Annotated in this window: 19 protein-coding genes, 1 tRNA gene, 1 pseudogene and 1 riboswitch; of the genes and pseudogenes, 14 read left to right on the top strand and 7 right to left on the bottom strand. The window is 71.2% G+C overall.

Annotation, left to right across the window (positions count from 1 at the left end):
• Positions 1–57 precede the first annotated feature (57 nt).
• The 8 genes from ACFV46_RS04770 (at position 58) to ACFV46_RS04735 (ending at position 8,153) form a co-directional block, all read left to right on the top strand.
• Entirely contained in the window at positions 58–1,035 is a 978-nt protein-coding gene (locus ACFV46_RS04770) for a nucleoside triphosphate pyrophosphohydrolase (protein WP_385497007.1), read from the top strand.
• 19 nt (positions 1,036–1,054) lie between these two features.
• Positions 1,055–2,359, top strand: coding sequence for a cytochrome P450 (locus tag ACFV46_RS04765; RefSeq protein ID WP_385497006.1), 1,305 nt, complete (start codon positions 1,055–1,057; stop codon positions 2,357–2,359).
• Positions 2,360–2,502: 143 nt separating this feature from the next.
• Complete coding sequence (locus ACFV46_RS04760) at positions 2,503–3,501, top strand: transglycosylase family protein (RefSeq protein ID WP_376727251.1); 999 nt, start codon at positions 2,503–2,505, stop codon at positions 3,499–3,501.
• Between the two features lie 209 nt (positions 3,502–3,710).
• Positions 3,711–3,904: riboswitch (cyclic di-AMP (ydaO/yuaA leader) on the top strand.
• Between the two features lie 4 nt (positions 3,905–3,908).
• On the top strand, positions 3,909–4,586 hold the full coding sequence (locus ACFV46_RS04755; protein ID WP_361923557.1) for a transglycosylase family protein: 678 nt from the start codon (positions 3,909–3,911) through the stop codon (positions 4,584–4,586).
• Positions 4,587–4,808: 222 nt separating this feature from the next.
• Entirely contained in the window at positions 4,809–6,089 is a 1,281-nt protein-coding gene (gene eno, locus ACFV46_RS04750) for a phosphopyruvate hydratase (RefSeq protein WP_151784406.1), read from the top strand.
• Positions 6,090–6,182: 93 nt separating this feature from the next.
• Positions 6,183–6,671 carry a septum formation initiator family protein gene (locus ACFV46_RS04745; protein WP_151784405.1) on the top strand — a complete coding sequence of 163 codons (489 nt, stop codon included), beginning with the start codon at positions 6,183–6,185 and terminating at the stop codon, positions 6,669–6,671.
• A gap of 10 nt (positions 6,672–6,681) precedes the next feature.
• The gene (locus ACFV46_RS04740; protein WP_361923561.1) at positions 6,682–7,215 is read left to right on the top strand and encodes a DUF501 domain-containing protein; all 534 of its coding nucleotides are present in this window, start codon (positions 6,682–6,684) and stop codon (positions 7,213–7,215) included.
• Positions 7,212–8,153: an exopolyphosphatase gene (locus ACFV46_RS04735; RefSeq protein ID WP_376727254.1), complete on the top strand. Its 942-nt coding sequence runs from the start codon at positions 7,212–7,214 to the stop codon at positions 8,151–8,153. Before ACFV46_RS04740 ends, ACFV46_RS04735 begins: the two co-directional genes overlap by 4 nt.
• A gap of 27 nt (positions 8,154–8,180) precedes the next feature.
• On the opposite strand, the pseudogene ACFV46_RS04730 reads toward ACFV46_RS04735, so the two are convergent.
• Positions 8,181–8,381: pseudogene (locus ACFV46_RS04730) on the bottom strand (type II toxin-antitoxin system prevent-host-death family antitoxin); the annotation flags it as partial.
• Positions 8,382–8,523: 142 nt separating this feature from the next.
• On the opposite strand from ACFV46_RS04730, the gene ACFV46_RS04725 reads away from it, so the two are divergent.
• The 3 genes from ACFV46_RS04725 to ACFV46_RS04715 all read left to right on the top strand — a co-directional run bounded on the left by ACFV46_RS04725 (position 8,524) and on the right by ACFV46_RS04715 (position 12,820).
• On the top strand, positions 8,524–9,417 hold the full coding sequence (locus ACFV46_RS04725) for a DUF2382 domain-containing protein (RefSeq protein ID WP_385497005.1): 894 nt from the start codon (positions 8,524–8,526) through the stop codon (positions 9,415–9,417).
• A gap of 524 nt (positions 9,418–9,941) precedes the next feature.
• Positions 9,942–11,330 (top strand): NAD(P)/FAD-dependent oxidoreductase, encoded by a 1,389-nt coding sequence (locus tag ACFV46_RS04720; RefSeq protein ID WP_115508360.1) that lies wholly within the window; start codon positions 9,942–9,944, stop codon positions 11,328–11,330.
• A 191-nt stretch (positions 11,331–11,521) separates the two neighbouring features.
• Complete coding sequence (locus ACFV46_RS04715) at positions 11,522–12,820, top strand: cyclopropane-fatty-acyl-phospholipid synthase family protein (protein WP_361923570.1); 1,299 nt, start codon at positions 11,522–11,524, stop codon at positions 12,818–12,820.
• Between the two features lie 77 nt (positions 12,821–12,897).
• Here the strand turns inward: ACFV46_RS04715 and ACFV46_RS04710 are convergent, their stop codons facing one another.
• Together ACFV46_RS04710 and ACFV46_RS04705 are read right to left on the bottom strand one after the other, a co-directional pair.
• The gene (locus ACFV46_RS04710; protein WP_376727257.1) at positions 12,898–15,432 is read right to left on the bottom strand and encodes an ABC transporter permease; all 2,535 of its coding nucleotides are present in this window, start codon (positions 15,430–15,432) and stop codon (positions 12,898–12,900) included.
• The gene (locus ACFV46_RS04705; protein ID WP_361923576.1) at positions 15,432–16,202 is read right to left on the bottom strand and encodes an ABC transporter ATP-binding protein; all 771 of its coding nucleotides are present in this window, start codon (positions 16,200–16,202) and stop codon (positions 15,432–15,434) included. The genes ACFV46_RS04710 and ACFV46_RS04705 overlap by 1 nt, the downstream gene beginning before the upstream one ends.
• A gap of 395 nt (positions 16,203–16,597) precedes the next feature.
• Between ACFV46_RS04705 and ACFV46_RS04700 the strand changes: the two genes are divergently transcribed.
• A tRNA-Leu gene (locus ACFV46_RS04700) sits at positions 16,598–16,681 on the top strand.
• 317 nt (positions 16,682–16,998) lie between these two features.
• A complete protein-coding gene (locus ACFV46_RS04695; protein ID WP_361923579.1) occupies positions 16,999–17,895 on the top strand; it encodes a Bax inhibitor-1/YccA family protein in 897 nt (298 codons plus the stop codon).
• Between the two features lie 89 nt (positions 17,896–17,984).
• On the opposite strand, the gene ACFV46_RS04690 is transcribed toward ACFV46_RS04695, so the two are convergent.
• On the bottom strand, positions 17,985–18,215 hold the full coding sequence (locus ACFV46_RS04690; protein WP_037888320.1) for a DUF4287 domain-containing protein: 231 nt from the start codon (positions 18,213–18,215) through the stop codon (positions 17,985–17,987).
• 102 nt (positions 18,216–18,317) lie between these two features.
• Here ACFV46_RS04690 and ACFV46_RS04685 point away from each other — a divergent pair, with 102 nt between their 5' ends.
• On the top strand, positions 18,318–18,629 hold the full coding sequence (locus tag ACFV46_RS04685; protein ID WP_361923582.1) for a hypothetical protein: 312 nt from the start codon (positions 18,318–18,320) through the stop codon (positions 18,627–18,629).
• 19 nt (positions 18,630–18,648) lie between these two features.
• Here ACFV46_RS04685 and ACFV46_RS04680 read toward each other — a convergent pair whose 3' ends face one another.
• From ACFV46_RS04680 to ACFV46_RS04670, 3 genes are all read right to left on the bottom strand, one after another.
• On the bottom strand, positions 18,649–19,470 hold the full coding sequence (locus ACFV46_RS04680) for a hypothetical protein (protein WP_376727258.1): 822 nt from the start codon (positions 19,468–19,470) through the stop codon (positions 18,649–18,651).
• A gap of 283 nt (positions 19,471–19,753) precedes the next feature.
• Positions 19,754–20,974 carry an acetyl-CoA C-acetyltransferase gene (locus ACFV46_RS04675; RefSeq protein WP_361923588.1) on the bottom strand — a complete coding sequence of 407 codons (1,221 nt, stop codon included), beginning with the start codon at positions 20,972–20,974 and terminating at the stop codon, positions 19,754–19,756.
• Positions 20,975–21,185: 211 nt separating this feature from the next.
• Positions 21,186–22,226 (bottom strand): SGNH/GDSL hydrolase family protein, encoded by a 1,041-nt coding sequence (locus ACFV46_RS04670; RefSeq protein WP_361923591.1) that lies wholly within the window; start codon positions 22,224–22,226, stop codon positions 21,186–21,188.
• Positions 22,227–22,312: the final 86 nt, after the last annotated feature.

Here is a 22,312-nt window from a genome sequence, read left to right as displayed (position 1 = left end):
CGGCCGGTCCGGGGACGGCCGAAGGGCCGCACCCGGGGCGTGGGTTACGTTCGGAGCGTGAACGCAACCAGTCCCGAAGCCGCCCCCGGCCGTATCGTCCTGCTCACCACCAGCCACCGCGTCGCCCCCGGCCTGCTGTCCTGGCCGGCCTGGCAGGCGCTGCGCGCGACCGACCGGGTGCTGTGCGCGGACGGCGCGCACCCGCAGCTGCCGTATCTGCGCGAGGCCGGGATCACGGTCGACGAGGCCGCCCCGACCGCCGAGCAGCTGGTCGAGGCGTGCTCCGGCGGCCGGACCGCCGTGGTCGTCGCCACCGGCGAGGGCGAGCCCGCGCTCACCGACGGCCTGGCCCGTCTCGCCGGCACCGGCCGGGTGCGGATGCCCGAGCTGGAGCTGCTGCCCGCCTCCTACGACCTGCCCGGCGCCCGCCTCCTCGACCTCGTCCAGGTCATGGACCGCATCCGCGCCGAGTGCCCCTGGTCCTCCCGGCAGACCCACGAGGGCCTGGCCAAGTACGGCATCGAGGAGGCGTACGAACTGGTCGAGGCGATCGAGGACGGCGACCGCGACGAGCTGCGCGAGGAACTGGGCGACGTCCTGCTCCAGGTCGTCTTCCACGCCCGGATCGCCGAGGAGCACCCCGACGCGCCCTTCTCCGTCGACGACGTCGCCGGCGGCATCGTGGCCAAGCTCATCCACCGCCATCCCCATGTCTTCGGCGACGCGACCGCGACGACTCCCGAGGAGGTCCGTGAGCACTGGCTGCGGACGAAGGCCGAGGAGAAGCGGCGGGAGTCGGTGACCGACGGCATCCCGCTCGGCCAGCCGGGCCTCGCCCTCGCGGCGAAGCTGGCGTCCCGGGTCCGCACGGCCGGCCTGGACGTCCCGCTGCCGACGGGGGAGGGCGTCGGGTACGACCTGCTCGCCACGGCCGTGCGGGCCGCGGAGGCCGGCGTCGACCCGGAGGCCGCCCTGCGGGTCGCCGCCCGCGCCTACCGGGACGCGGTCCGGGCCGCGGAGGGCGTGTCCGCCTAGGGCAGATACGGTCGGGGGCGTGACCGACCAGCCCCACCGCCCCGCGCCCGCCCCCGGCGCTCCCGAGCTGTTCACCTGGGAGTTCGCCAGCGACCCGTACCCCGCGTACGCCTGGCTGCGGGAGCACGCGCCCGTGCACCGGACCCGGCTGCCCAGCGGGGTGGAGGCCTGGCTGGTCACCCGGTACGCCGACGCCAAGCAGACGCTCGCCGACAACCGGCTCTCCAAGAACCCGGCCCATCACGCCGAACCGGCCCACGCCAAGGGCCGCACCGGCATCCCCGGAGAGCGCAAGGCCGAGCTGATGACGCATCTGCTGAACATCGACCCGCCGGACCACACCCGGCTGCGGCGGCTGGTCAGCAAGGCGTTCACCCCGCGCCGCGTCGCCGCGTTCGCGCCCCGCGTGCAGGAGCTGACCGACCAGCTGATCGACGGGTTCGCCGGGAAGGGGGAGGCCGACCTCATCCACGAGTTCGCCTTCCCGCTGCCCATCCACGCCATCTGCGACCTGCTCGGCGTCCCCCGCGAGGACCAGGACGACTTCCGGGACTGGGCGGGCATGATGATCCGGCACCAGGGCGGGCCCCGCGGCGGGGTGGCCCGGTCCGTGAAGAAGATGCGCGGCTATCTGGCCGAACTCATCCACCGCAAGCGCGAAGCCCTGCCCGGCGCGCCCACCCCGGACGAGGACCTCATCTCCGGTCTCATCCGGGCCTCCGACCACGGCGAGCACCTCACCGAGAACGAGGCCGCCGCCATGGCCTTCATCCTGCTGTTCGCCGGCTTCGAGACCACCGTCAACCTCATCGGGAACGGCACCTACGCCCTGCTCACCCACCCCGGCCAGCGTGCCCGGCTCCAGGACTCCCTGGCCGCCCACGACACCGCCCTGCTGGAGACCGGCGTCGAGGAACTGCTGCGCTACGACGGGCCGGTGGAGCTCGCCACCTGGCGGTTCGCCACCGAGCCGCTGACCATCGGCGGACAGGACATCGCCGCGGGTGACCCGGTGCTCGTCGTCCTCGCCGCCGCCGACCGTGACCCGGAGCGGTTCGCCGACCCCGACGTCCTCGACCTCGGCCGGCGCGACAACCAGCACCTCGGCTACGGCCACGGCATCCACTACTGCCTCGGCGCCCCGCTGGCCAGGCTGGAGGGGCAGACGGCCCTGGCCACCCTGCTCACCCGGCTCCCGGACCTGCGACTGGCCGCCGACCCGGCCGAGTTGAGGTGGCGCGGCGGGCTCATCATGCGGGGCCTGCGCACCCTGCCGGTGGAGTTCACCCCGGTCGGAGGCAACCGTTCCGCTCCGCAAACGTGACACGCGCTCACCTCTGTGATCTTCACGTGATCTGCGCGGCATTAACTTGTGACAAGTGATCGTCTGCCTATACGTTCACCCATCAACGAAGGCACGCGGGTTCCGTGCGCCTTGGTCACCGCTGTCTCGCGAAAGGTCCCCGCATGCTCTCCGGGAACGGTCGTCACCGTCGCCCCCGTCAGGCTCCGGCTCTTCTTGTCGCTGCCGGAGTGACCGGCTCCGCCATCGCCATCCCGCTCCTCGGCGCCTCGGGCGCGAGCGCGGCGGACGGCAGCGTGTGGGACAAGGTCGCCGACTGCGAGAGCGGCGGCTCCTGGAGCGCCGACACGGGCAACGGGCACTACGGCGGGCTCCAGTTGACCCAGACGGACTGGGAGAGGTTCGGCGGTCTCGACTACGCCGCCAGCCCGGATCTGGCGAGCCGTTCCCAGCAGATCGCCGTGGCGCAGGACATCCTCGCGGAGCGCGGCACGAGCCCCTGGGGCACCTGTGCGGTGCTCCACGGGCTCACCAAGAAGTCGGGGGCCATCGACCTCGACACCGGGGTCGGGGAGGACTCCCCGAGCGAGGTGTCCGGCTCGTCCGGCTTGCTCGATTCATCCGGATCCTCCGACTCCTCCGGCGATTCGGCCGCCTCCGGCGACGCGTCGGGCACGCCGAGCGCGTCACCGGACGACTCGTCCGAAACGCCCGACAGCTCCACTTCCTCCCCTTCTTCATCCTCTGCGGCTGATAAGTCCGATGCGTCCGAGAAGGCCGGCAAGACGGGCGGGGCGACGGCCCCGGAGTCGCCGGACAGCTCCCCCGTGGAGAAGGCCAAGAGCGACAATCAGGACAACTCCGTGCAGAGCGTAGGCTCCTGGAGCCTCGTCGACACCGCCGCGATCGAGGACGCACCGGCCGGTTCCGGACGTCACCGCGGCGCGAGCGCCGAGGAGTCCGGCACCGAGGACGCCACCGCCGGCTCCTCCGGCCGCCACGCCTCCTACCGGGTCCGCGAGGGCGACACGCTGGCCTCCATCGCCGACTCCCTTGACGTCGACGGCGGATGGCGCGCGCTGTACGAGGCGAACAAGGCGGCCATCGGTGCCGACGCGAACAGCATCGCCCCCGGTCAGACGCTGGACGTCCCCACCGAATAACGGCCGAACGGGGCCAAAGGAAGCGGCAGTTCGCGCCCTGCTTTCATGGTGAATGTCCGTTTTGAATGGACTGAGAGATAGATCTCAGAAGCCTTGATCGTCTTTGAAAATCCCCGAGCGGCGTGTCTACGGTCGTGACCGCTCGCCACCAGAGCGAGCCCCGACAGCCGTCACGCCGAATCCTGCCGGCGGCCGTACGGGAACAGTCGTCGCGTCAAGCGCCGTAGGCAGGAGCGGGGGACCCAAGGTAAGCGCCGGGTCCGGAAGTCGAGGCCCTCCGGGGCGAGGACGGCCGGAACCGGCTTGGGGTGAAGTCGCGCAGCACGCACCAGCGTTGCGCGACCGGGCAACTCAACCGGCCCGAACCCGACAGCTCACCTCGTAGGCGTCGGTGAGGGGATCTCTCCATGCTGTTCTCCAGCAAGGGCAAGCACCGCCGTCCGTCCAAGGCCGCCCGCGCCATCGCCGTCGTCGGCGTCACCGGCGCCGCCGCCGTCGCCGGCCCGCTGATGGCCTCCGGCAGCGCCTCGGCCGCCACCGCCTCCGAGTGGGACGCCGTCGCCCAGTGCGAGTCCGGCGGCAACTGGTCGATCAACACCGGCAACGGCTACTACGGCGGCCTGCAGTTCTCCGCCTCGACCTGGGCGGCCTACGGCGGCACGCAGTACGCCTCCACCGCCGACCAGGCCACCAAGGCCCAGCAGATCGCGATAGCCGAGAAGGTCCTCGCGAGCCAGGGCAAGGGTGCCTGGCCGAACTGCGGCACCGGCCTGTCCGGCGCGGCCTACAACGGCTCCTCCGCCACCGGTGGCGAGCAGAGCACCCGCTCCACCGAGGAGAAGCCGGCCTCCCGCTCCGCCGAGCGTCCGGCCGCCGAGAAGAGCACCAAGACCGTCACCACCCCGACCGGCAAGAAGGTCAAGAAGGGCGACGGCGAGTACAAGGTCGTCAAGGGCGACACCCTCAGCACGATCGCCGCGGACCACGACGTCAAGGGCGGCTGGGAGAAGCTCTTCAAGCTGAACAAGGACATCGTCCAGGACGCCGACCTGATCTACCCGGGTCAGCAGCTCCACCTGAAGTAGGACCCCGCAGACTCCCCGCCCCGGCGCGTGTTCCCCCGTACGCGCCGGGGCGGGGTTCTGTGTGGTGTAGGCGCCCGCTTTTTGTTCCGTTCGGAAACAATTCGCTCTCGGTTCTGTCCACAGAGCGGTGGACCGCCGGCCGAGGCCCCGGAGCCGGTTAGGCTCGTCTCGCAGCACCCACCGCGGGCTGCGTACAGGCTTCACATCACGAAGGAGATGCTCGTGCCGTCCATCGACGTCGTCGTAGCCCGGGAAATCCTGGACTCCCGAGGCAATCCCACGGTCGAGGTCGAGGTCGGCCTCGACGACGGCAGCACGGGTCGTGCCGCCGTCCCGTCCGGCGCTTCCACCGGCGCCTTCGAGGCCATCGAGCTGCGCGACGGTGACACCAACCGTTACCTCGGCAAGGGCGTCGAGAAGGCCGTCCTCGCCGTCATCGAGCAGATCGGCCCGGAGCTCGTCGGCTACGACGCCACCGAGCAGCGTCTGATCGACCAGGCCATGTTCGACCTGGACGCCACCGACAACAAGGGCTCCCTCGGCGCCAACGCCATCCTCGGCGTCTCGCTCGCCGTCGCCCACGCCGCCTCCGAGGCCAGCGACCTGCCGCTCTTCCGCTACCTGGGCGGCCCGAACGCGCACCTGCTGCCGGTGCCGATGATGAACATCCTGAACGGCGGCTCGCACGCCGACTCCAACGTGGACATCCAGGAGTTCATGATCGCCCCGATCGGCGCGGAGTCCTTCTCCGAGGCGCTGCGCTGGGGCGCCGAGGTCTACCACACCCTGAAGAAGGTTCTGAAGGGCAAGGGCCTGGCCACCGGCCTCGGCGACGAGGGCGGCTTCGCCCCGAACCTCGGCTCCAACCGCGAGGCCCTCGACCTCATCCTCGAGGCCATCAAGGAAGCCGGCTACACCCCCGGCGAGCAGATCGCCCTCGCCCTCGACGTGGCCGCCTCCGAGTTCTACAAGGACGGCGTCTACACCTTCGAGGGCAAGGACCGCTCGGCGGCCGAGATGACCGAGTACTACGCGGAGCTCGTCGACGCGTACCCGCTCGTCTCCATCGAGGACCCGCTGTTCGAGGACGACTGGGAGGGCTGGAAGACCATCACCGACAAGCTCGGCGACAAGGTCCAGCTCGTCGGCGACGACCTGTTCGTCACCAACCCCGAGCGCCTCGCCCGCGGCATCGAGGAGGGCGCCGCCAACGCCCTGCTGGTGAAGGTGAACCAGATCGGCTCGCTCACCGAGACCCTGGACGCCGTCGAGCTCGCCCAGCGCAACGGCTTCAAGTGCATGATGTCCCACCGCTCCGGTGAGACCGAGGACGTCACCATCGCCGACCTGGCCGTCGCCACCAACTGCGGCCAGATCAAGACCGGTGCCCCGGCCCGCTCCGAGCGCGTCGCCAAGTACAACCAGCTGCTGCGCATCGAGGAGATCCTCGACGACGCCGCGGTGTACGCCGGCCGCAGCGCGTTCCCCCGCTTCAAGGGCTGAGGCACGCACCCGTAGGAAGCGTCGTACGTACGTCCCCGTACTCGGTCCCGTACCGTGTGCGGGGACGTACGCGCGTTGAGACGGAGGCGGTAGATGGCCGTGAAGGACCGGGACCGGTTCTCCACCGCGACCAGGATCCGGTTGCTCGGGGAGCAGACGGCGGCCCGTGTCTACCGCTCCCAGACCAAGCGGCAGGCCCGGCGCTCCCGGCTCACCGGACGCGCCGCGCTGCTCGCGCTGGTCGTGTGCACCCTCGTCGTGGCGATGGCGTACCCGATAAGGCAGTACGTCTCCCAGCGCGCCGAGATCGCCGACCTCCAGCGGGAGAAGGCCGAGACCGCCCGGCGCGTCGAGGAGCTGCGCGACCTCAAGGCCCGCTGGCAGGACGACGCCTACGCCGAGCAGCAGATCCGGCTGCGGCTGCACTACGTGATGCCGGGTGAGACCGGCTACGTCGTCGTCGACCCGGACGCGGCCAAGCAGTCCCGGACCGACCTGGGCGCGGCCCACCGCCCCTGGTACACGAACCTCTGGGAGGGCGTCGACAAGGCCGACGCCGCCCGCAGCGAACAGAGACGATAGAAAGACAGGCATGGAAACGCCCCCGCCGCCCACCCCGCGCACCGAGCCCACCGACGCGGACGTCGCGGCCTTCAAGCAGCAGCTCGGACGCCCCCCGCGCGGACTGCGCGCGATCGCGCACCGGTGCCCCTGCGGCCAGCCGGACGTGGTCGAGACGGCCCCGCGCCTGCCCGACGGCACCCCCTTCCCGACGCTGTACTACCTGACGTGCCCGAAGGCGTCGTCGGCGATCGGCACGCTCGAGGCCAACGGCGTGATGAAGGAGATGACGGCGCGTCTGGAGAGCGACCCCGAGCTGGCGGCCGCGTATCGCGCCGCGCACGAGGACTACATCCGGCGGCGGGACGAGATCGAGGAGCTGACGGGCTTCCCCAGCGCGGGCGGGATGCCCGACCGCGTGAAGTGCCTGCACGTTTTGGTCGCGCACTCGCTGGCCGCGGGCCCCGGCGTCAACCCGCTGGGCGACGAGGCGCTGGCGATGCTGCCGGAGTGGTGGCGCAAGGGCGCCTGCGTGACGCTGCCAGCCGAGGAGGAGAACCGGTGACCCGGGTCGCGGCCGTCGACTGCGGCACCAACTCCATCCGGCTCCTCGTGGCGGACGTGCACCCGGACACCGGTGAACTCGTCGAGCTGGACCGGCGGATGACGATCGTGCGGCTCGGCCAGGGCGTCGACCGCACGGGCCGGCTGGCGCCCGAGGCGCTGGAGCGCACCTTCGCCGCCTGCCGCGAGTACGCCTCCGTCATCGAGGAGCACGGCGCCGAGCGGGTCCGCTTCGTCGCCACCTCCGCGTCCCGGGACGCCGAGAACCGCGACGACTTCGTCCGCGGTGTCGTGGACATCCTGGGCGTCGAGCCCGAGGTCGTCACCGGCGACCAGGAGGCCGAGTTCTCCTTCACCGGTGCGACGCGCGAACTGACCGGGCGGGCCGACCTGAAGCGGCCGTACCTCGTCGTGGACATCGGCGGCGGCTCGACCGAGTTCGTCGTCGGCGAGGAGCATGTGCGCGCGGCGCGCTCCGTGGACGTCGGCTGCGTCCGGATGACGGAGCGTCATCTGGTGAAGGACGGCGTCGTCTCCGACCCGCCCTCCGCCGCGCAGATCGCGGCCGTACGGGCCGACATCGAGGCCGCCCTGGACCTCGCCGAGGAGTCGGTGCCGCTGCGCGAGGCGCGGACGCTGGTCGGGCTGGCCGGTTCGGTGACCACGGTGTCGGCGATCGCCCAGGACCTGCCGGAGTACGACTCGGCCCGCATCCACCACTCCCGGGTCACCCGGGACCGGGTCCGGGAGATCACCGACCGGCTGCTGCGCTCCACGCACGCGGAACGGGCGGCCGTGCCGTCCATGCACCCGGGCCGCGTCGACGTCATCGCGGCGGGCGCCCTGGTCCTGCTCGCGATCATGGAACGCGTCGGCGCCGAGGAGGTCGTGGTGAGCGAGCACGACATCCTGGACGGGATCGCGTGGTCCTTGGCCTGACCGCCGCGGTGAACCGGAAGGCGTACTTCACACCGCCTCGCCGTCGCGCTCGGTGAACAGATCCGCCAGCAGTTCCGCCATCGTCACGGTGGGACCGCCCTCGGCCAGGACCGCTTCGGCTTCGCGCGCCAGCATGACGTCGGCCGCTTCCTCCGGCGCCTCGAAGTCCGCGATCGGGACCACGGCCGCCACCGGAGCACCGTTGCGCGTGATGACGGTCGGAACGCCTCGCGGTGTGGTGCGGGTGCGCCGACTTGTCGTCGGCGCTTTCGAAAAGTAGGCGCCTTTTCCTTGACGTTGAGTCGTTTTGCCCTTTTTGCGGGGGTGTACCCGTCAAGGGACGAACCCCACGAGAAGGGTGAGGCGAACCATGATCAGCAGGGAGCAGATAGGCAACGTCCTGGACCGTCCGGTCCTGGGCGAGGGCGGCAAGAAGATCGGCGAGGTCAAGCACGTCTACGTCGACGACGCGACGGGGCGGCCGGAGTGGATGTCGGTCAAGACGGGCATGTTCGGCTCCAGCGAGTCCTTCGTGCCCATCCGTGACGCCACGGTCGTGGAGGACCACACCGAGGTCCCGTACTCCAAGGGCACGGTCAAGGACGCGCCGCGCGTCGACGCCGACGGTGGCGGCCACCTCTCCGTGGACGAGGAGCATCAGCTCTACGAGTACTACGGCATCGACTGGGACGCGTCCTGGTCCAGGGCCAACCAGCCCGGCGAGGGCGGCTGGGCGCACGGCGGCGGAACCGGGGCGGCGCGAGCCGCAGGGACGGCCGAAGGCGGGACCACGGGCGCGGCCGGAGCCGCGGGTGCGCCCGGGACCGCCGACGCGGCCATGAGGGCGCGCGGCGACAGGGACGACGACGCCATGACGCGCTCCGAGGAGCGCATGCACGTGGGTGTCGAGCGCCGGGAGTCCGGCCGCGCCCGGCTGCGCAAGTACGTCGTCACCGAGGAGGTCGAGCGGACCGTCCCGGTGCGGCACGAAGAGGTGCGCGTGGAGCGCGAGCCCATCACCGATGCCAATCGCGGCGCCGCGATGTCCGGCCCGGACATCGCTGAGGCCGAGCACGAGGTCGTCCTCCACGAGGAGCGGCCGGTGACCGAGACCGAGGCCGTGCCGGTGGAGCGGGTCCGGCTGACCGCCGAGGAGCGGACCGAGCAGGAGACCGTCCACGGCACGGTCCGCAAGGAGCGCATCGAGGCCGAGGCCGAGGAGATCGACGACGCCCGGCAGGACCAGGGGCCGGGTCACCGTTAGGGCTCCGCGCACGAGGTTCCGAGGGCGTCGGCGGCCAGAGGCGCCGGCGCCCGCCGGAGTGCCGGGGCGGATGCCCCGTACCGGTGAACGGCGCTGGTCAAACAGCCTCCGCTGAGCGGTGGACGGCACGGGTGAGCGGGCCTGAAGGGGCCTTGCGGGCCGGTCCCGGTGCGGCCTCGGAGAAAGTTCGTGAAGTTCTTCACAAGGATTTCCGTCAAGTCCGGGGCCCAAGAGGGGCCGGTCGGCCCTTCCGAGGGGTGAACAGGCCCTTGAACATGTTCAGATGGGCGGTGTAAGCAGGTCTCCGACGCCCCGCTCCGGACCCCGTCCCGGCCCCCTCACAGGAGGCTTCCCGAGGCAGAGAGGCAGCTCACGCGGCATTGACAACGGGTCGTAGCGGAATCCGGTTCCCGGTCGTGACCATGACCTGCGTCACGCGGGCCGGGGAGTGTAGCACAGCCCCTGCAAGAGCTTGTGAAGGGGCGCACGAGCGACCCCCCTGAGGCGGGTGGATACTCGATGGCATGAGCACCACGGAGCGTCCCAGGATCCTCGTAGTAGGCGGTGGGTACGTAGGCCTGTACGCAGCTCGGCGCATTCTCAAGAAGATGCGCTACGGCGAGGCGACCGTCACGGTCGTCGACCCCCGGTCGTACATGACCTACCAGCCCTTCCTCCCCGAAACCGCCGCCGGCAGCATCTCCCCGCGCCACGTCGTCGTCCCGCTGCGACGCGTGTTGCCGAAGGCGGAGGTCCTCACCGGCCGGGTCACCACCATCGATCAGGACCGCAAGGTCGCCACGATCGCCCCGCTGGTCGGCGAGGCGTACGAGCTGCCCTTCGACTACCTGGTCATCGCCATGGGCGCGGTCTCCCGCACCTTCCCGATCCCCGGCCTCGCCGAGCAGGGCATCGGCATGAAGGGCATCGAGGAGGCCATCGGCCTGCGCAACCACGTGCTGGAGCAGCTGGACAAGGCCGACTCCACCACCGACGAGGAGATCCGCCGCAAGGCGCTCACCTTCGTCTTCGTCGGCGGCGGCTTCGCCGGCGCCGAGACGATCGGCGAGGTCGAGGACATGGCCCGCGACGCGGCCAAGTACTACTCCAGCGTCAAGCGCGAGGACATGCGGTTCATCCTCGTCGACGCCGCCGACAAGATCCTCCCCGAAGTCGGCCCCAAGCTCGGCCAGTACGGCAAGGAGCACCTGGAGGCCCGCGGGGTCGAGGTCTACCTCTCCACCTCCATGGACTCCTGCGTCGACGGCCACGTCGTGCTGAAGAACGGGCTCGAGGTCGACTCGAACACGATCGTCTGGACGGCCGGCGTCAAGCCCAACCCGGCGCTCTCCCGCTTCGGCCTGCCCCTCGGCCCGCGCGGCCACGTCGACTGCGAGCCGACCCTCCAGGTCGTCGGCACCGACTACATCTGGGCCGCCGGCGACAACGCCCAGGTCCCGGACCTCGTCGGCCGCAAGGCCGGCAACCCCAACGCCTGGTGCCCGCCGAACGCCCAGCACGCGCTGCGCCAGGCCAAGGTCCTCGGCGACAACGTGATCTCCGGCATGCGGGGCTTCCCGCAGAAGGAGTACAGCCACGCCAACAAGGGCGCGGTCGCGGGCCTCGGCCTGCACAAGGGCGTCGCGATGATCGTCATGGGCAAGATGAAGATCAAGCTCAAGGGACGTCTCGCCTGGTACATGCACCGTGGCTACCACGGCATGGCGATGCCGACGTTCAACCGCAAGATCCGCGTCTTCGCCGACTGGACCCTCGGCATGTTCCTCAAGCGCGAGGTCGTGTCGCTCGGCGCCCTGGAGACTCCCCGCGAGGAGTTCTACGAGGCCGCCAAGCCCGCTCCGGTGCCCGCCGCGAGCGCCGCCGACAAGGGCGAGAAGGCCAAGGCCTCCTGACCCTCCCGGTACCCCACCGGCCCCCGGGCCGGCCCGAAGGACCTCCCGCCATCCGTGGTGCGGGAGGTCCTTCGGCGTTCGGGGACTCCGTAACGGTTGTTTGCCCAGCCGTGACGCGCGTGGGGGACTGCGCACGCCCCCCTCAGGTGTTTACGTGGTGTTGGACATTCCGGGATTCGGAGGTGTGCGCCATGGCTGACGCCGCGCAGCGGCTGCAGGTCCTTCTCGAACAACTGCTGGGAACGCCCCTCCCGGTGCGCATCCGCGCCTGGGACGGCTCGCAGTCGGGGCCGCCGGGTGCCCCGGCGCTCGTCGTCCGCAACCGCCGTGCCGTACGCCGCCTGCTCTACAAGCCCGGCGAACTCGGCCTGGCCCGCGCCTGGGTGGCCGGGGACCTGGACATCGAGGGAGACCTCTACACCGCGCTCGACCTGCTCGCCGGCCTCGTGTGGGAGCGCGGCGACGACGCCCGCGGCCCGCTGGAGATCCTGCGGGACCCGGAGGCGCGCGCCGCCGTCCGGGGACTGGTCCGCATCGGCGGGCTCCCGCTGCCGCCCGCGCCCCCGCCGGAGGAGGTGCGCCGGCCCCGGCACCGGCACACCAGACGCACCGACAAGCGGGCCATCAGCCACCACTACGACGTGGGCAACGACTTCTACGAGCTCGTCCTCGGCCCGTCCATGGTGTACTCCTGCGCCTACTGGCCGGCCCCGCCCCCCGAGGGCACGCTCGAGGACGCCCAGCGCGACAAGCTCGACCTGGTGTGCCGCAAGCTGGGCCTGAAGCCCGGGATGCGCCTGCTCGACGTCGGCTGCGGCTGGGGCTCCATGGCCGTGCACGCCGCCCGCGAGTACGGCGTGGACGTCGTCGGCGTCACCCTCTCCCAGGAGCAGGCGGCGTACGCCCGCAAGCGCGTCGCCGACGGGGGCCTGACGGACAAGGTGGAGATCCGCGTCCAGGACTACCGGGACGTCGCCGACGGCCCCTACGACGCCATCTCCTCCATCGGCATGGCCGAGCACGTCGGCGCCGAGCGCTACCTGGAGTACGCGGACGTGCTGCACCGGCTGCTCAAGCCCGGCGGACGGCTGCTCAACCACCAGATCGGACGCCGCCCGCAGCGCGACGAATCCTCGTACCAGGTCGACGAGTTCATCGACGCGTACGTCTTCCCCGACGGGGAGCTCCAGCCGATCGGTGTGACCGTCGCACAGCTGGAACGCGCCGGGTTCGAGGTGCGGGACGTGGAGTCGCTGCGCGAGCACTACGCCCTGACGCTGCGCCGCTGGGTCGCCAACCTGGAGGACCACTGGGACCGGGCGGTCCGGCTCACCGGTCCGGGGCGCGCCCGTGTCTGGCGGCTCTACATGGCCGCGTCCGCGCTGGCGTTCGAGCGCAACCGCATCGGGGTGAACCAGGTGCTGGCCGTGCGCACGCCCGACTCCGGCGCCTCCGGGATGCCGCTGCGCGCCCGTGTCTGGGGCGGCTGATCCGGACCCGGGAAGACGAAGGGCCGGGCCCCCGTGACGGGGGCCCGGCCCTCTTCCGTGCCGCTCGCGCCGTACGGCTACTCGGCCTTGATGGCGTTCAGCATGTTCAGCCGTGCCGCGTTGCGCGCCGGCCACATGGCGGCCAGGACGCCGACCAGCCCGGCCAGGACCAGGAAGATCCCGATCCGGTCCCAGGGCAGGACCAGGGCGTACCCGGGCACCTGGTCCGCGAAGGTCTCGCCGATCGCCCAGCCGAGGAACGCGCCGAGACCGACACCGACCACCGCGCCGAACACCGAGATGACGACGGCCTCCAGACGCACCATCCGCTTCACCCGGCGCCGGTCCAGGCCGATCGCGCGGAGCATGCCGATCTCCTGCTGCCGCTCGAACACCGACATCGCCAGCGTGTTGACGACGCCCAGCACCGCGATGATCAGGGCCATCGCCAGCAGGCCGTACATGATGTTCAGCAGGGTGTTGATGGCGCCGCCGAACTCGTTGCGGATGTCCTGCCGGTCCATGATCGTGATCGCCGGGTTGTCGCCCAGCGCGTCGACGAGGACCTTCTCGTTGGCGCCGTTCTGGCCGCCGTCCATCTTCACGAAGATCTGCTGGATGGACGGACGCGTCTCGTGCGGGCCGACGACCTCCGCGGAGACGACGACGGGGGAGAGGAACTCGCTGTCCTTGAAGACCGCGCCGACCTTCAGCGTCTGCTTCTTCTCGTCGCCGAAGGTGACGGGGACGCTGTCGCCGGGCTTCCAGCCCTTGCCGCGGGCCGTCTTCTCGGCGACGGCGAGCTGCCCGTCGGCGAGGGTGCCGAGGTCGCCGCTCACCAGGTCCATGCGCAGGACCCGCTCGATGTCGCCCGGGGTGACCGCGGAGGCGGACACGAAGTCGTCGCCGCCGGCCTGGAAGTAGACGCTCTGCTGCGGGGAGACCGCGGAGACGCCGTCGGCCTTCTCCAGCGCGGTCAGCGCGGACCGGTCGAGGTCCCCGCCGTTCGCCATCGAGACCATGTAGTCGGCCTTGATGTTGTCCGTGGTCATCTTGTCGATGGCGGTGCCGACCGTGATGCCGAGCACCGACAGGCCGGTGACCAGCGTCAGCCCGATCGCCAGCGCCGAGGCGGTGGCGCCGGTGCGGCGCGGGTTGCGGACCGCGTTCTGCCCGGCGAGCTTGCCGGCCACGCCGAACGGGCCGACGAGCAGCGGCCGGACCAGCGCGATCACGGGCCGGGAGAGCAGCGGGATCAGCACGATCACACCGATCAGCGCGAGGAACGCGCCCGCCCCGATGAGCATCCGGCCGTCGTCGCCGCCGGAGGAGGCGCCCGCCACGATGCCGCCGGCGCCGAGGGCGGTGATGGCCGCGCCGAGCGAGTTGCGCAGCACCAGCGACTTGGTGGTGGCCGCCGCGTGGACGCTGTTCATGGCGGCCACCGGCGGGATCTTCGCGGCCCGGCGGCCGGGCAGCCAGGCGGCGAGCATCGTGATCAGCACACCCACGGCGATCGCGGCGATCACCGGTGTGGTGCCCACGATCAGCGGGCCGTCCGGGATCTTCATCTCGAACGCGGCCATGCCGGAGCGCAGCCCGGCCGCCAGACCGATGCCGAGGACGAAGCCGACCACCGAGGCGACCAGGCCCACCAGCGCGGCCTCCGCCAGCACCGAGCGGGTGATCTGCCGGCGGGACGCGCCGACGGCCCGCATCAGGGCGATCTCCTTCGTGCGCTGGGCGACCAGCATCGTGAAGGTGTTGGAGATCAGGAAGACACCGACGAACAGGGCGATGCCCGCGAAGCCCAGCAGCACCTGCTTGAGGCTGCCCATGCCGCGCTCGATGTCGTCGGCCTGCTCGTCCGCGAGCGCCTGCCCGGTGCGGGCCTCGGCGTGCTCCGGCAGCAGCGGCTTCACGGCGTCGAGGATCTTCGCGTCGGACGCGCCGGGGGCGGCGGTGACGGTGGCGCTCTCGAAGTAGCCGGGCTTGAGGTACTGCTTCTGGGCGACGGCGGTGTCGAACAGGACGAGGCTGCCGCCGGCGTTCACGGCGCCGTCCTCGGTGGTGAACACCCCGCTGAGGGTGTACTCCTTCACCGGGCCGTTGGTCGCGACGCGCACCCGGTCGCCGACCTCGTACTCGCCCTTGGAGGCGGACTCCCGGTCCAGGGCGATCTGGTCGTCCTTCACCGGGCCGGAGCCCTCGGTGAAGGTGTACGCGGAGTCCTCGCCGTCCTTGCCGGGGGCGAAGTTGGAGCCCTTGTTGGACCAGCCGACGCCGATCAGCTTCCCGTCGGGGTCGGCGACCCCGGCGAAGCCCTCGACCCGGCCGCGGGCGGAGGCGACGCCGTCCACGGCGGCGATCTTCTCGATCGTCCTCCGCGACAGGCCGGGCTCCTCGTCGGGGTCGTCCGAGGAGGCGTAGGAGGTGACGGCGACGGCGACGTCGTCGTAGCTCTTCGCCGACTGGTTGCGGAAGGCGTTGGAGAGCGTGTCGGCGAAGACCAGGGTGCCGGAGACGAACGCGACGCCGAGCATGACGGCGAGCACGGTCATCAGCAGACGGGCCTTGTGCGCCAGTACGTTGCGCAGGGCGGTGCGGAACATCAGGAGGTGCGGCCCTTCGCGTCGAACTGCTTCATGAAGTCCAGGACGTCGTCCGCGGTGGGCTTGTGCATCTCGTCGACGATCCGGCCGTCGGCGAGGAAGACCACGCGGTCCGCGTAGGAGGCGGCGACCGGGTCGTGGGTGACCATGACCACCGTCTGGCCCATCTCCCGCACGGAGTTGCGCAGGAAGCCGAGCACCTCGGCGCCCGAACGCGAGTCGAGGTTGCCGGTCGGCTCGTCACCGAAGATGATCTCGGGCCGGGAGGCGAGGGCGCGGGCCACGGCGACGCGCTGCTGCTGGCCGCCGGAGAGCTGGGCGGGACGGTGCCGGAGCCGGTCGGAGAGGCCGACCATGCCGATCACCCGGTCCAGCCACTCCTTGTCCGGCTTGCGGCCCGCGATGTCCATGGGCAGCGTGATGTTCTCCAGCGCCGTGAGCGTCGGCAGCAGGTTGAACGCCTGGAAGATGAAGCCGATCTTGTCCCGGCGCAGCTGGGTGAGCTGCTTGTCCTTCAGGGAGCCCAGCTCGGTGTCGCCGATGCGCACCGACCCGGAGGAGAAGGTGTCCAGGCCCGCCACGCAGTGCATCAGCGTCGACTTGCCGGAACCGGACGGGCCCATGATCGCGGTGAACTCGGCCTGCCGGAACTCGACGGAGACCCGGTCGAGGGCGACCACCTGGGTCTCGCCCTGTCCGTAGATCTTCGACAGATCCGTGGCACGTGCGGCCACGGCGGTGGCGCGGCCGGCGATGGATGCGGTGGTCACGAGAGGAACGCTCCTGGGGGGGGGGTGACGGTGTGTTCGAAGGACACGTCCATCGTCCCGGCCGGATCGGGGCGTGTAGTCCATCGCTGTTCCGGTTCCGGAGGCAGACTGCGGACGGACCACGGGCGCCGGCGTCATACCTGAGGATGACGGGCGCCCGGAGGAGCGGTCCGTACGAGAACAGGTGGGGCGTCCTTGTTCGGACGGTGAAATTCCGTCATTCCGCACACGGCGCCGGCGGCCGTGCGCAACGCTCTTGGCAAGTGCGGATGGCCCGTTCCGTGGGCTGATGCTCCCTCAGACGCCAATAAAATAAGACAACATCGGCCCGCCCGGCCCCTGTTCGACAGGCGGCTCCCGATAGGCTCAGGACTTCGATGCGGAGCCCATGGCCTGCCCAGATGGTGGAATGCAGACACGGCGAGCTTAAACCTCGCTGCCCCTTCGCGGGCGTGCCGGTTCAAGTCCGGCTCTGGGCACTTTCCGATCTTCTTCGCTTCCGCGCTTCCACGCCTCCGCGCTTCCTCGGTTCCCTCGTTTCCCGCTCCCTCCGCCGGGCGCGTCCCGTCCCGCGACCGCCCCGGACGGCCGTCCGGCGGCCGGGTGATCTCCGTCAGGTTCCGGGCGCGTTCCAGTCTGGTCATGAACGCTCCCGGTCATGGCCGGGAATCACCCGGACGCGTAGCGTGTTGGCCAGCACGAAGAGGGAAAGATCCTCCCCAGGTATTAGGGTCGATCCTTTGCCAATCCATTACTCTTGAGCCAAGGCCGCGCACGGTGGCCATGGAGGAGTGAAATGAGGAGCAGCAACCCGGTCTTCTCGCGACGGGGGTTCAGCCGCGACAACGGCTACGCGGGCTTCAACGCCGCGCCGCAGGCCGGGGGCGCCGCTGTCGGCACGCAGGGCAACCCCTACGCCCAGCCGCAGGCCGGCAACCCGTACGCGCAGAACCCCTACGCGCAGCAGGACCTTCAGTACGGGGCGCCGCCGCAGGCCCCCGCGACCACCGGCCGCATGACGATGGACGACGTCCTCATGCGCACCGGCACCACCCTCGGCGTGCTGATCGTCACGGCGGCCCTCGCCTGGGCGACGCTGCCCGTCGACGACGCGAACATCAGCCGGTCGTACGGCATCGCCATCGGCGCCGGCCTCATCGGCATGGTGCTGGGGCTCGTCCAGTCCTTCAAGCGCAAGGCCTCGCCCGCGCTGATCCTGGCGTACGCCGCGTTCGAGGGCGTGTTCCTCGGCGTCGTCTCCAGCGTCGTGGACAACCGCATCGCCAGCGGTGCGGCCATGCAGGCGGTGCTCGGCACCATGGCGGTCTTCGCCGCGGTCCTGGTGGCCTACAAGGCCGGCTGGATCCGGGTGAACCGGCGCTTCGTCGGCTTCGTGATGGCGGCCGCGCTCGGCTTCATCGTGCTGATGGCGATCAACCTGCTGTTCGCGGTGTTCGGCGGCGGTGACGGCCTCGGCTTCCGCAGCGGCCCGCTCGGCATCCTCTTCGGTGTCATCGGCATCCTGCTCGGCGCCTGCTTCCTCGCCCTGGACTTCAAGCAGGTCGAGGACGGCATCGCCTACGGCGCTCCGCGCGAGGAGTCCTGGCTGGCGGCCTTCGGCCTGACGCTGACGCTGGTCTGGATCTACATGGAGTTCCTGCGTCTCATCGCGATCCTCAACAGCAACGACTAGTCGCCGACCGTCGTACGCGGAAGGGCCCCGGGTTCCCACCCGGGGCCCTTCGCGTGTCGTGGCGCGCACGGGTGCCCCGGCCGGCGGCCTCAGAGCAGCTTGCGCGCGGCCCTCCTCAGGTCGTACTCATGGATGATCGCCTTCGCGTGGCCGTACGCGAGGTTGTGCTCGTGGCGGAGCCAGCTGACCTTCTCCTCGAAGTTGAAGAGAGCGGGGCCTTCTTCGACGGCACGGAGCCAGTCGGACACTTCACGACCGGTGCAATGGGGGATGCGGGCGAGCAGGTTGCGATGGGTCTCCTCGGAGAAGACTTGGGACATCGGCGCCTCCGAACGCAGGGGATGTAAGCCGGTCCTTCAGGTCACCGTGCCTGAGCGTCCGCCCGTTGGCAACAGTCCCGCCGCGGCGCGTAGGTTGGGTCCGTGGTTGATACGACGCCCCTGACCCGTGCCGTGGATCACTTCGCCGATCGTCTGAGGGCCGCTCCGCAGAGCCGGCTGCAGCGCTCGGCGGCGAGCGAAGCTTTGAGCCTGGCCCGGGAGTTGTCCCGGCGGGCGCAGCTGCTGGAGGAACCGGGCGCGGAGCCCCGGGAGATGCCGGACGCCGGCATGTTCGCCGCGGCGGACCAGATCACCGTCGCCGTGCACGACCTGGCCGTCGTCCTGACGGCCGACGACGAGGTCGAGGACGCGGTACGGCTGGTGGAGGAGGCGCAGAAGCGCGCCGGGGTCTGAGCGCCCCGGACCGCGCTGACTACAGGGACGCTATGACCCGGTCGGCCAGGATGTAGACGTTCTCGTCACCGCAGGCGAAGGTCAGGGTGTACGCCCCGGAGACACCCGAGCCGCCCAGCAGGACCGGCGTCTCGCCGGCGCGCAGGGCCTCGGCCAGCCGCTCGGCCGTCTCGCGGTGACCCGGCGTCATGCACAGCGTGGTGCCGTCGGCGAACACGTACACGTCCAGCGTGCCCAGCGGGCCGGGGCGGACGTCCGTCAGCGCGACGGCCGAGGCGGCCAGGTCCTCCAGGGTGGCCACGGTGCGCTCGTGGTCGTTCACGACCGGCGACTGCACCGGGACGAAGTCCGGGTGGGAGGGGTGCCGGCGGCGGGCGGCGGCCAGCTCCGGCGACTCCGTCGGGGTGCCCGGCTGCACGAGGTCCTTGGAGGAGAACTCGTCGGCGTCCGCGGCCGGCTCGGCGACCGGCTCCAGATGGTCGAGGCCCGCGAGGTCGGCCTGCCGGGGCAGGAACAGCTCACTGTCGGCCAGACCCAGCAGCGTGGGGCCCTCGGAGCCGTCCCGGGCCTCCTGCGCGGCCCAGAAGGCACGCGCCTCGGCCAGTTCCCGCTCCCGCTCCTCGGCGAGGGCTTCCGCGACGGCCGCGCGTATCTCGTCCGCGTCGGCGGAGAGCCGGGCCTGCGGGACGCGGCCGGCGGTCCGCGCGGCGTTGCCCCGGGCGAGCTCGGTGTGCAGGGCCGCGACCTGTCGGCGCAGCACCAAGAGGGTGCGCAGGACGGCGACGCCCACGGCGCCGGTGGCGGCCGTGATGAGCAGCAGGGCGATCGGCATGGCGCTCACTGACGTACTCCCGGTTCAAAGTCGACCCCCGACTTCCTACATCAGCTTGAAGGGCGGACCATCCAGCTGTCAGTGCGTAACGTCACGAACCGGACAGGTCTTTGGCTCGGGGGGCGGGTGGTGCAACGGCTCTGAGCTGCGTGAATACCTCCAACGAGGGAGGTAGGTCACATCCTGAGGGAGATTGGATCACAAATCGGCCCAGAACCAAGGGGTTTCCCGGGTTCTGGGCCGACGGCTCACACTCGGTCGTGAGGCGACTACGCAGGGGTCGCCGACGGGGTCAGCTGAGGCGCTCGATGACCATGGCCATGCCCTGGCCGCCGCCCACGCACATCGTCTCCAGACCGAACTGCTTGTCGTGGAACTGGAGGGAGTTGATCAGCGTGCCGGTGATGCGGGCGCCGGTCATGCCGAAGGGGTGGCCGACGGCGATGGCACCGCCGTTGACGTTCAGCTTCTCCAGCGGGATGCCGAGGTCGCGGTAGGAGGGGATGACCTGTGCGGCGAACGCCTCGTTGATCTCGACCAGGTCGATGTCGTCGATGCTCAGGCCGGCGCGGCGCAGCGCCTGCTGGGACGCCTCGACCGGGCCGAGACCCATGATCTCGGGGGACAGGCCCGAGACGCCGGTGGAGACGATGCGGGCGAGCGGGGTGAGACCGAGCTCGCGGGCCTTGGTGTCCGACATGATGACGACGGCGGCGGCGCCGTCGTTCAGCGGGCAGCAGTTGCCGGCGGTGACCAGGCCGTCGGGGCGGAAGACGGGCTTGAGGCCCTGCACGCCCTCCAGGGTGACGCCCGCGCGCGGGCCGTCGTCCTTGCTGACCACGGTGCCGTCGGGGAGGGTCACCGGGGTGATCTCGCGCTCCCAGAAGCCGTTCTTGATGGCTTCCTCGGCGAGGTTCTGGGAACGGACGCCGAACTCGTCCATGTCCTGCCGGGTGACGCCCTTCCAGCGGGCCAGGTTCTCGGCGGTCTGGCCCATCGCGATGTAGGCGTCCGGCACCAGGCCGTCCTCGCGCGGGTCGTGCCAGGTGGTGCCCTCCTGCTGGGCGACCTCGGCGGTGCGGGCCTCGGCCTCGGCGAAGAACGGGTTGTGCGTGTCGGGCAGCGAGTCGGAGTTGCCCTTGGTGAAGCGGGAGACCATCTCGACGCCGGCCGAGATGAAGACGTCGCCCTCGCCGGCCTTGATGGCGTGCAGGGCCATGCGGCTCGTCTGCAGCGACGAGGAACAGTAACGGGTGACCGTGCAGCCCGGCAGGTGGTCCATGCCCATCTGCACGGCGACGATCCGGCCGAGGTTGTTGCCCTGCTCGCCGCCGGGCAGGCCGCAGCCGAGCATCAGGTCGTCGATGTCGCGCGGGTCGAGCTCGGGCACCTTGGCCAGGGCGGCCTGGATGATCGTGGCGGTGAGGTCGTCGGGACGGAGGTCCTTCAGGGAGCCCTTGAAGGCGCGGCCGATGGGGGAGCGGGCGGTCGAGACGATGACGGCTTCGGGCATCACGGCTCCAGTCGAAGGGCGCGGCGCGCGGCACCTCGTTGCGGGGGTGCCGGCGGAGGGTGCGCATACCGGTGGGTCGGGCAGGGCTGTGAGGGAAGTTACCCGTCCGTACGCGGACGGTCACGGGTATCGGGGTGTGACCCTGGCCGCAATTGTCTAAGCGCTTGCTTGGGTCACGGGGTCGCTGTGTGGCCCACGGGGCCGTCGTGACTCACGGGGCCTCCCGCACACCCGCCGGTCCGGCCGGTGACGGCTCCGCCTCTCCCAGCCTGCGCCGGCGCCGCCGCTTGAGCAGAGCCCAGGGCCCCTTCGGCCCGGTCGGCATCGCGGCGGTGACCTCCGTACCGGCCTCCGACGCGGCCTCGGCGGCCGCCCGGGCGACCGGCAGGAACCCCTCGCGGCGGGTGGCGTCGGGACGCTCCTCGTCGGCCGGCCACAGCCCGAGCGCCGCGCACAGGGTCGGCAGGACCGCCATCGCCGCGGTCGCGTACCCCTCCGCGGAGGGGTGGTAGTGGTCGGGGCCGAACAGCTCGCGCGGGTTCGCCTCGAACTCCGGGCCCAGCAGGTCGCCCAGCGACACCGTGCGCCCGCCCTGCTCGACCACCCCGATGGTCTGGGCGGCGGCCAGCTGGCGCGAGGCCCGCCGGGCCAGCCAGCGCAACGGCTGCTGCACCGGCTCGATCGTGCCCAGGTCGGGACAGGTGCCGACGACGACCTCCGCGCCGGCCGTGCGCAGCCGCCGGACCGCCGAGGACAGATGCCGCACCGAACGCGTCGGAGGCATCCGGTGGGTGACGTCGTTGGCGCCGACCATGATCACGCAGATGTCGGGCGGCGCGGCGGAGTCCGCGAGCACCAGGGCCACCTGGCGGTCCAGATCGTCCGACCGGGCCCCCGGCAGCGCCACGTTGCGCAGCACCACCGGGCGTTCCGCCACCGCGGCCAGCCCCGACGCCAGCAGGGCTCCCGGGGTCTGCCCCGCCCGGTGCACGCCCTGCCCGGCGGCGGTCGAGTCGCCCAGCAGCGTCAGGCGCAGCGCGGTCTCACCCGGGGCGTCGTAGAGGCGGCCGTAGCGGCCGTCGGCGTTCGGGACGTGGTTCGTCGAGCCGTTGCCGACGTGGCGCCTGGCCATCCGCACCTCGGCGAGCAGCAGGCCGACGGTCGCCGCGCCCGCCAGGCCGATACCGCCCCCGCCGTACGCGGCGCCCGCCGCGATCCGTCGGGCCACCCGTGCCCTGGACATGCTCGTCATGCGTCGCCGCCACCTCCTCGTAGCCGTACATCAACTGCTTGCCCCGCACGGACGGTGGCCCAATCCCCACGGCGAGTGAACGACCT

This window comes from Streptomyces sp. NPDC059852, from assembly GCF_042731455.1.
Classification (GTDB): Bacteria; Actinomycetota; Actinomycetes; order Streptomycetales; family Streptomycetaceae; genus Streptomyces.
Note: the sequence above shows the minus strand (reverse complement) of the source record. Positions and strands in the feature narration are given on the sequence as shown.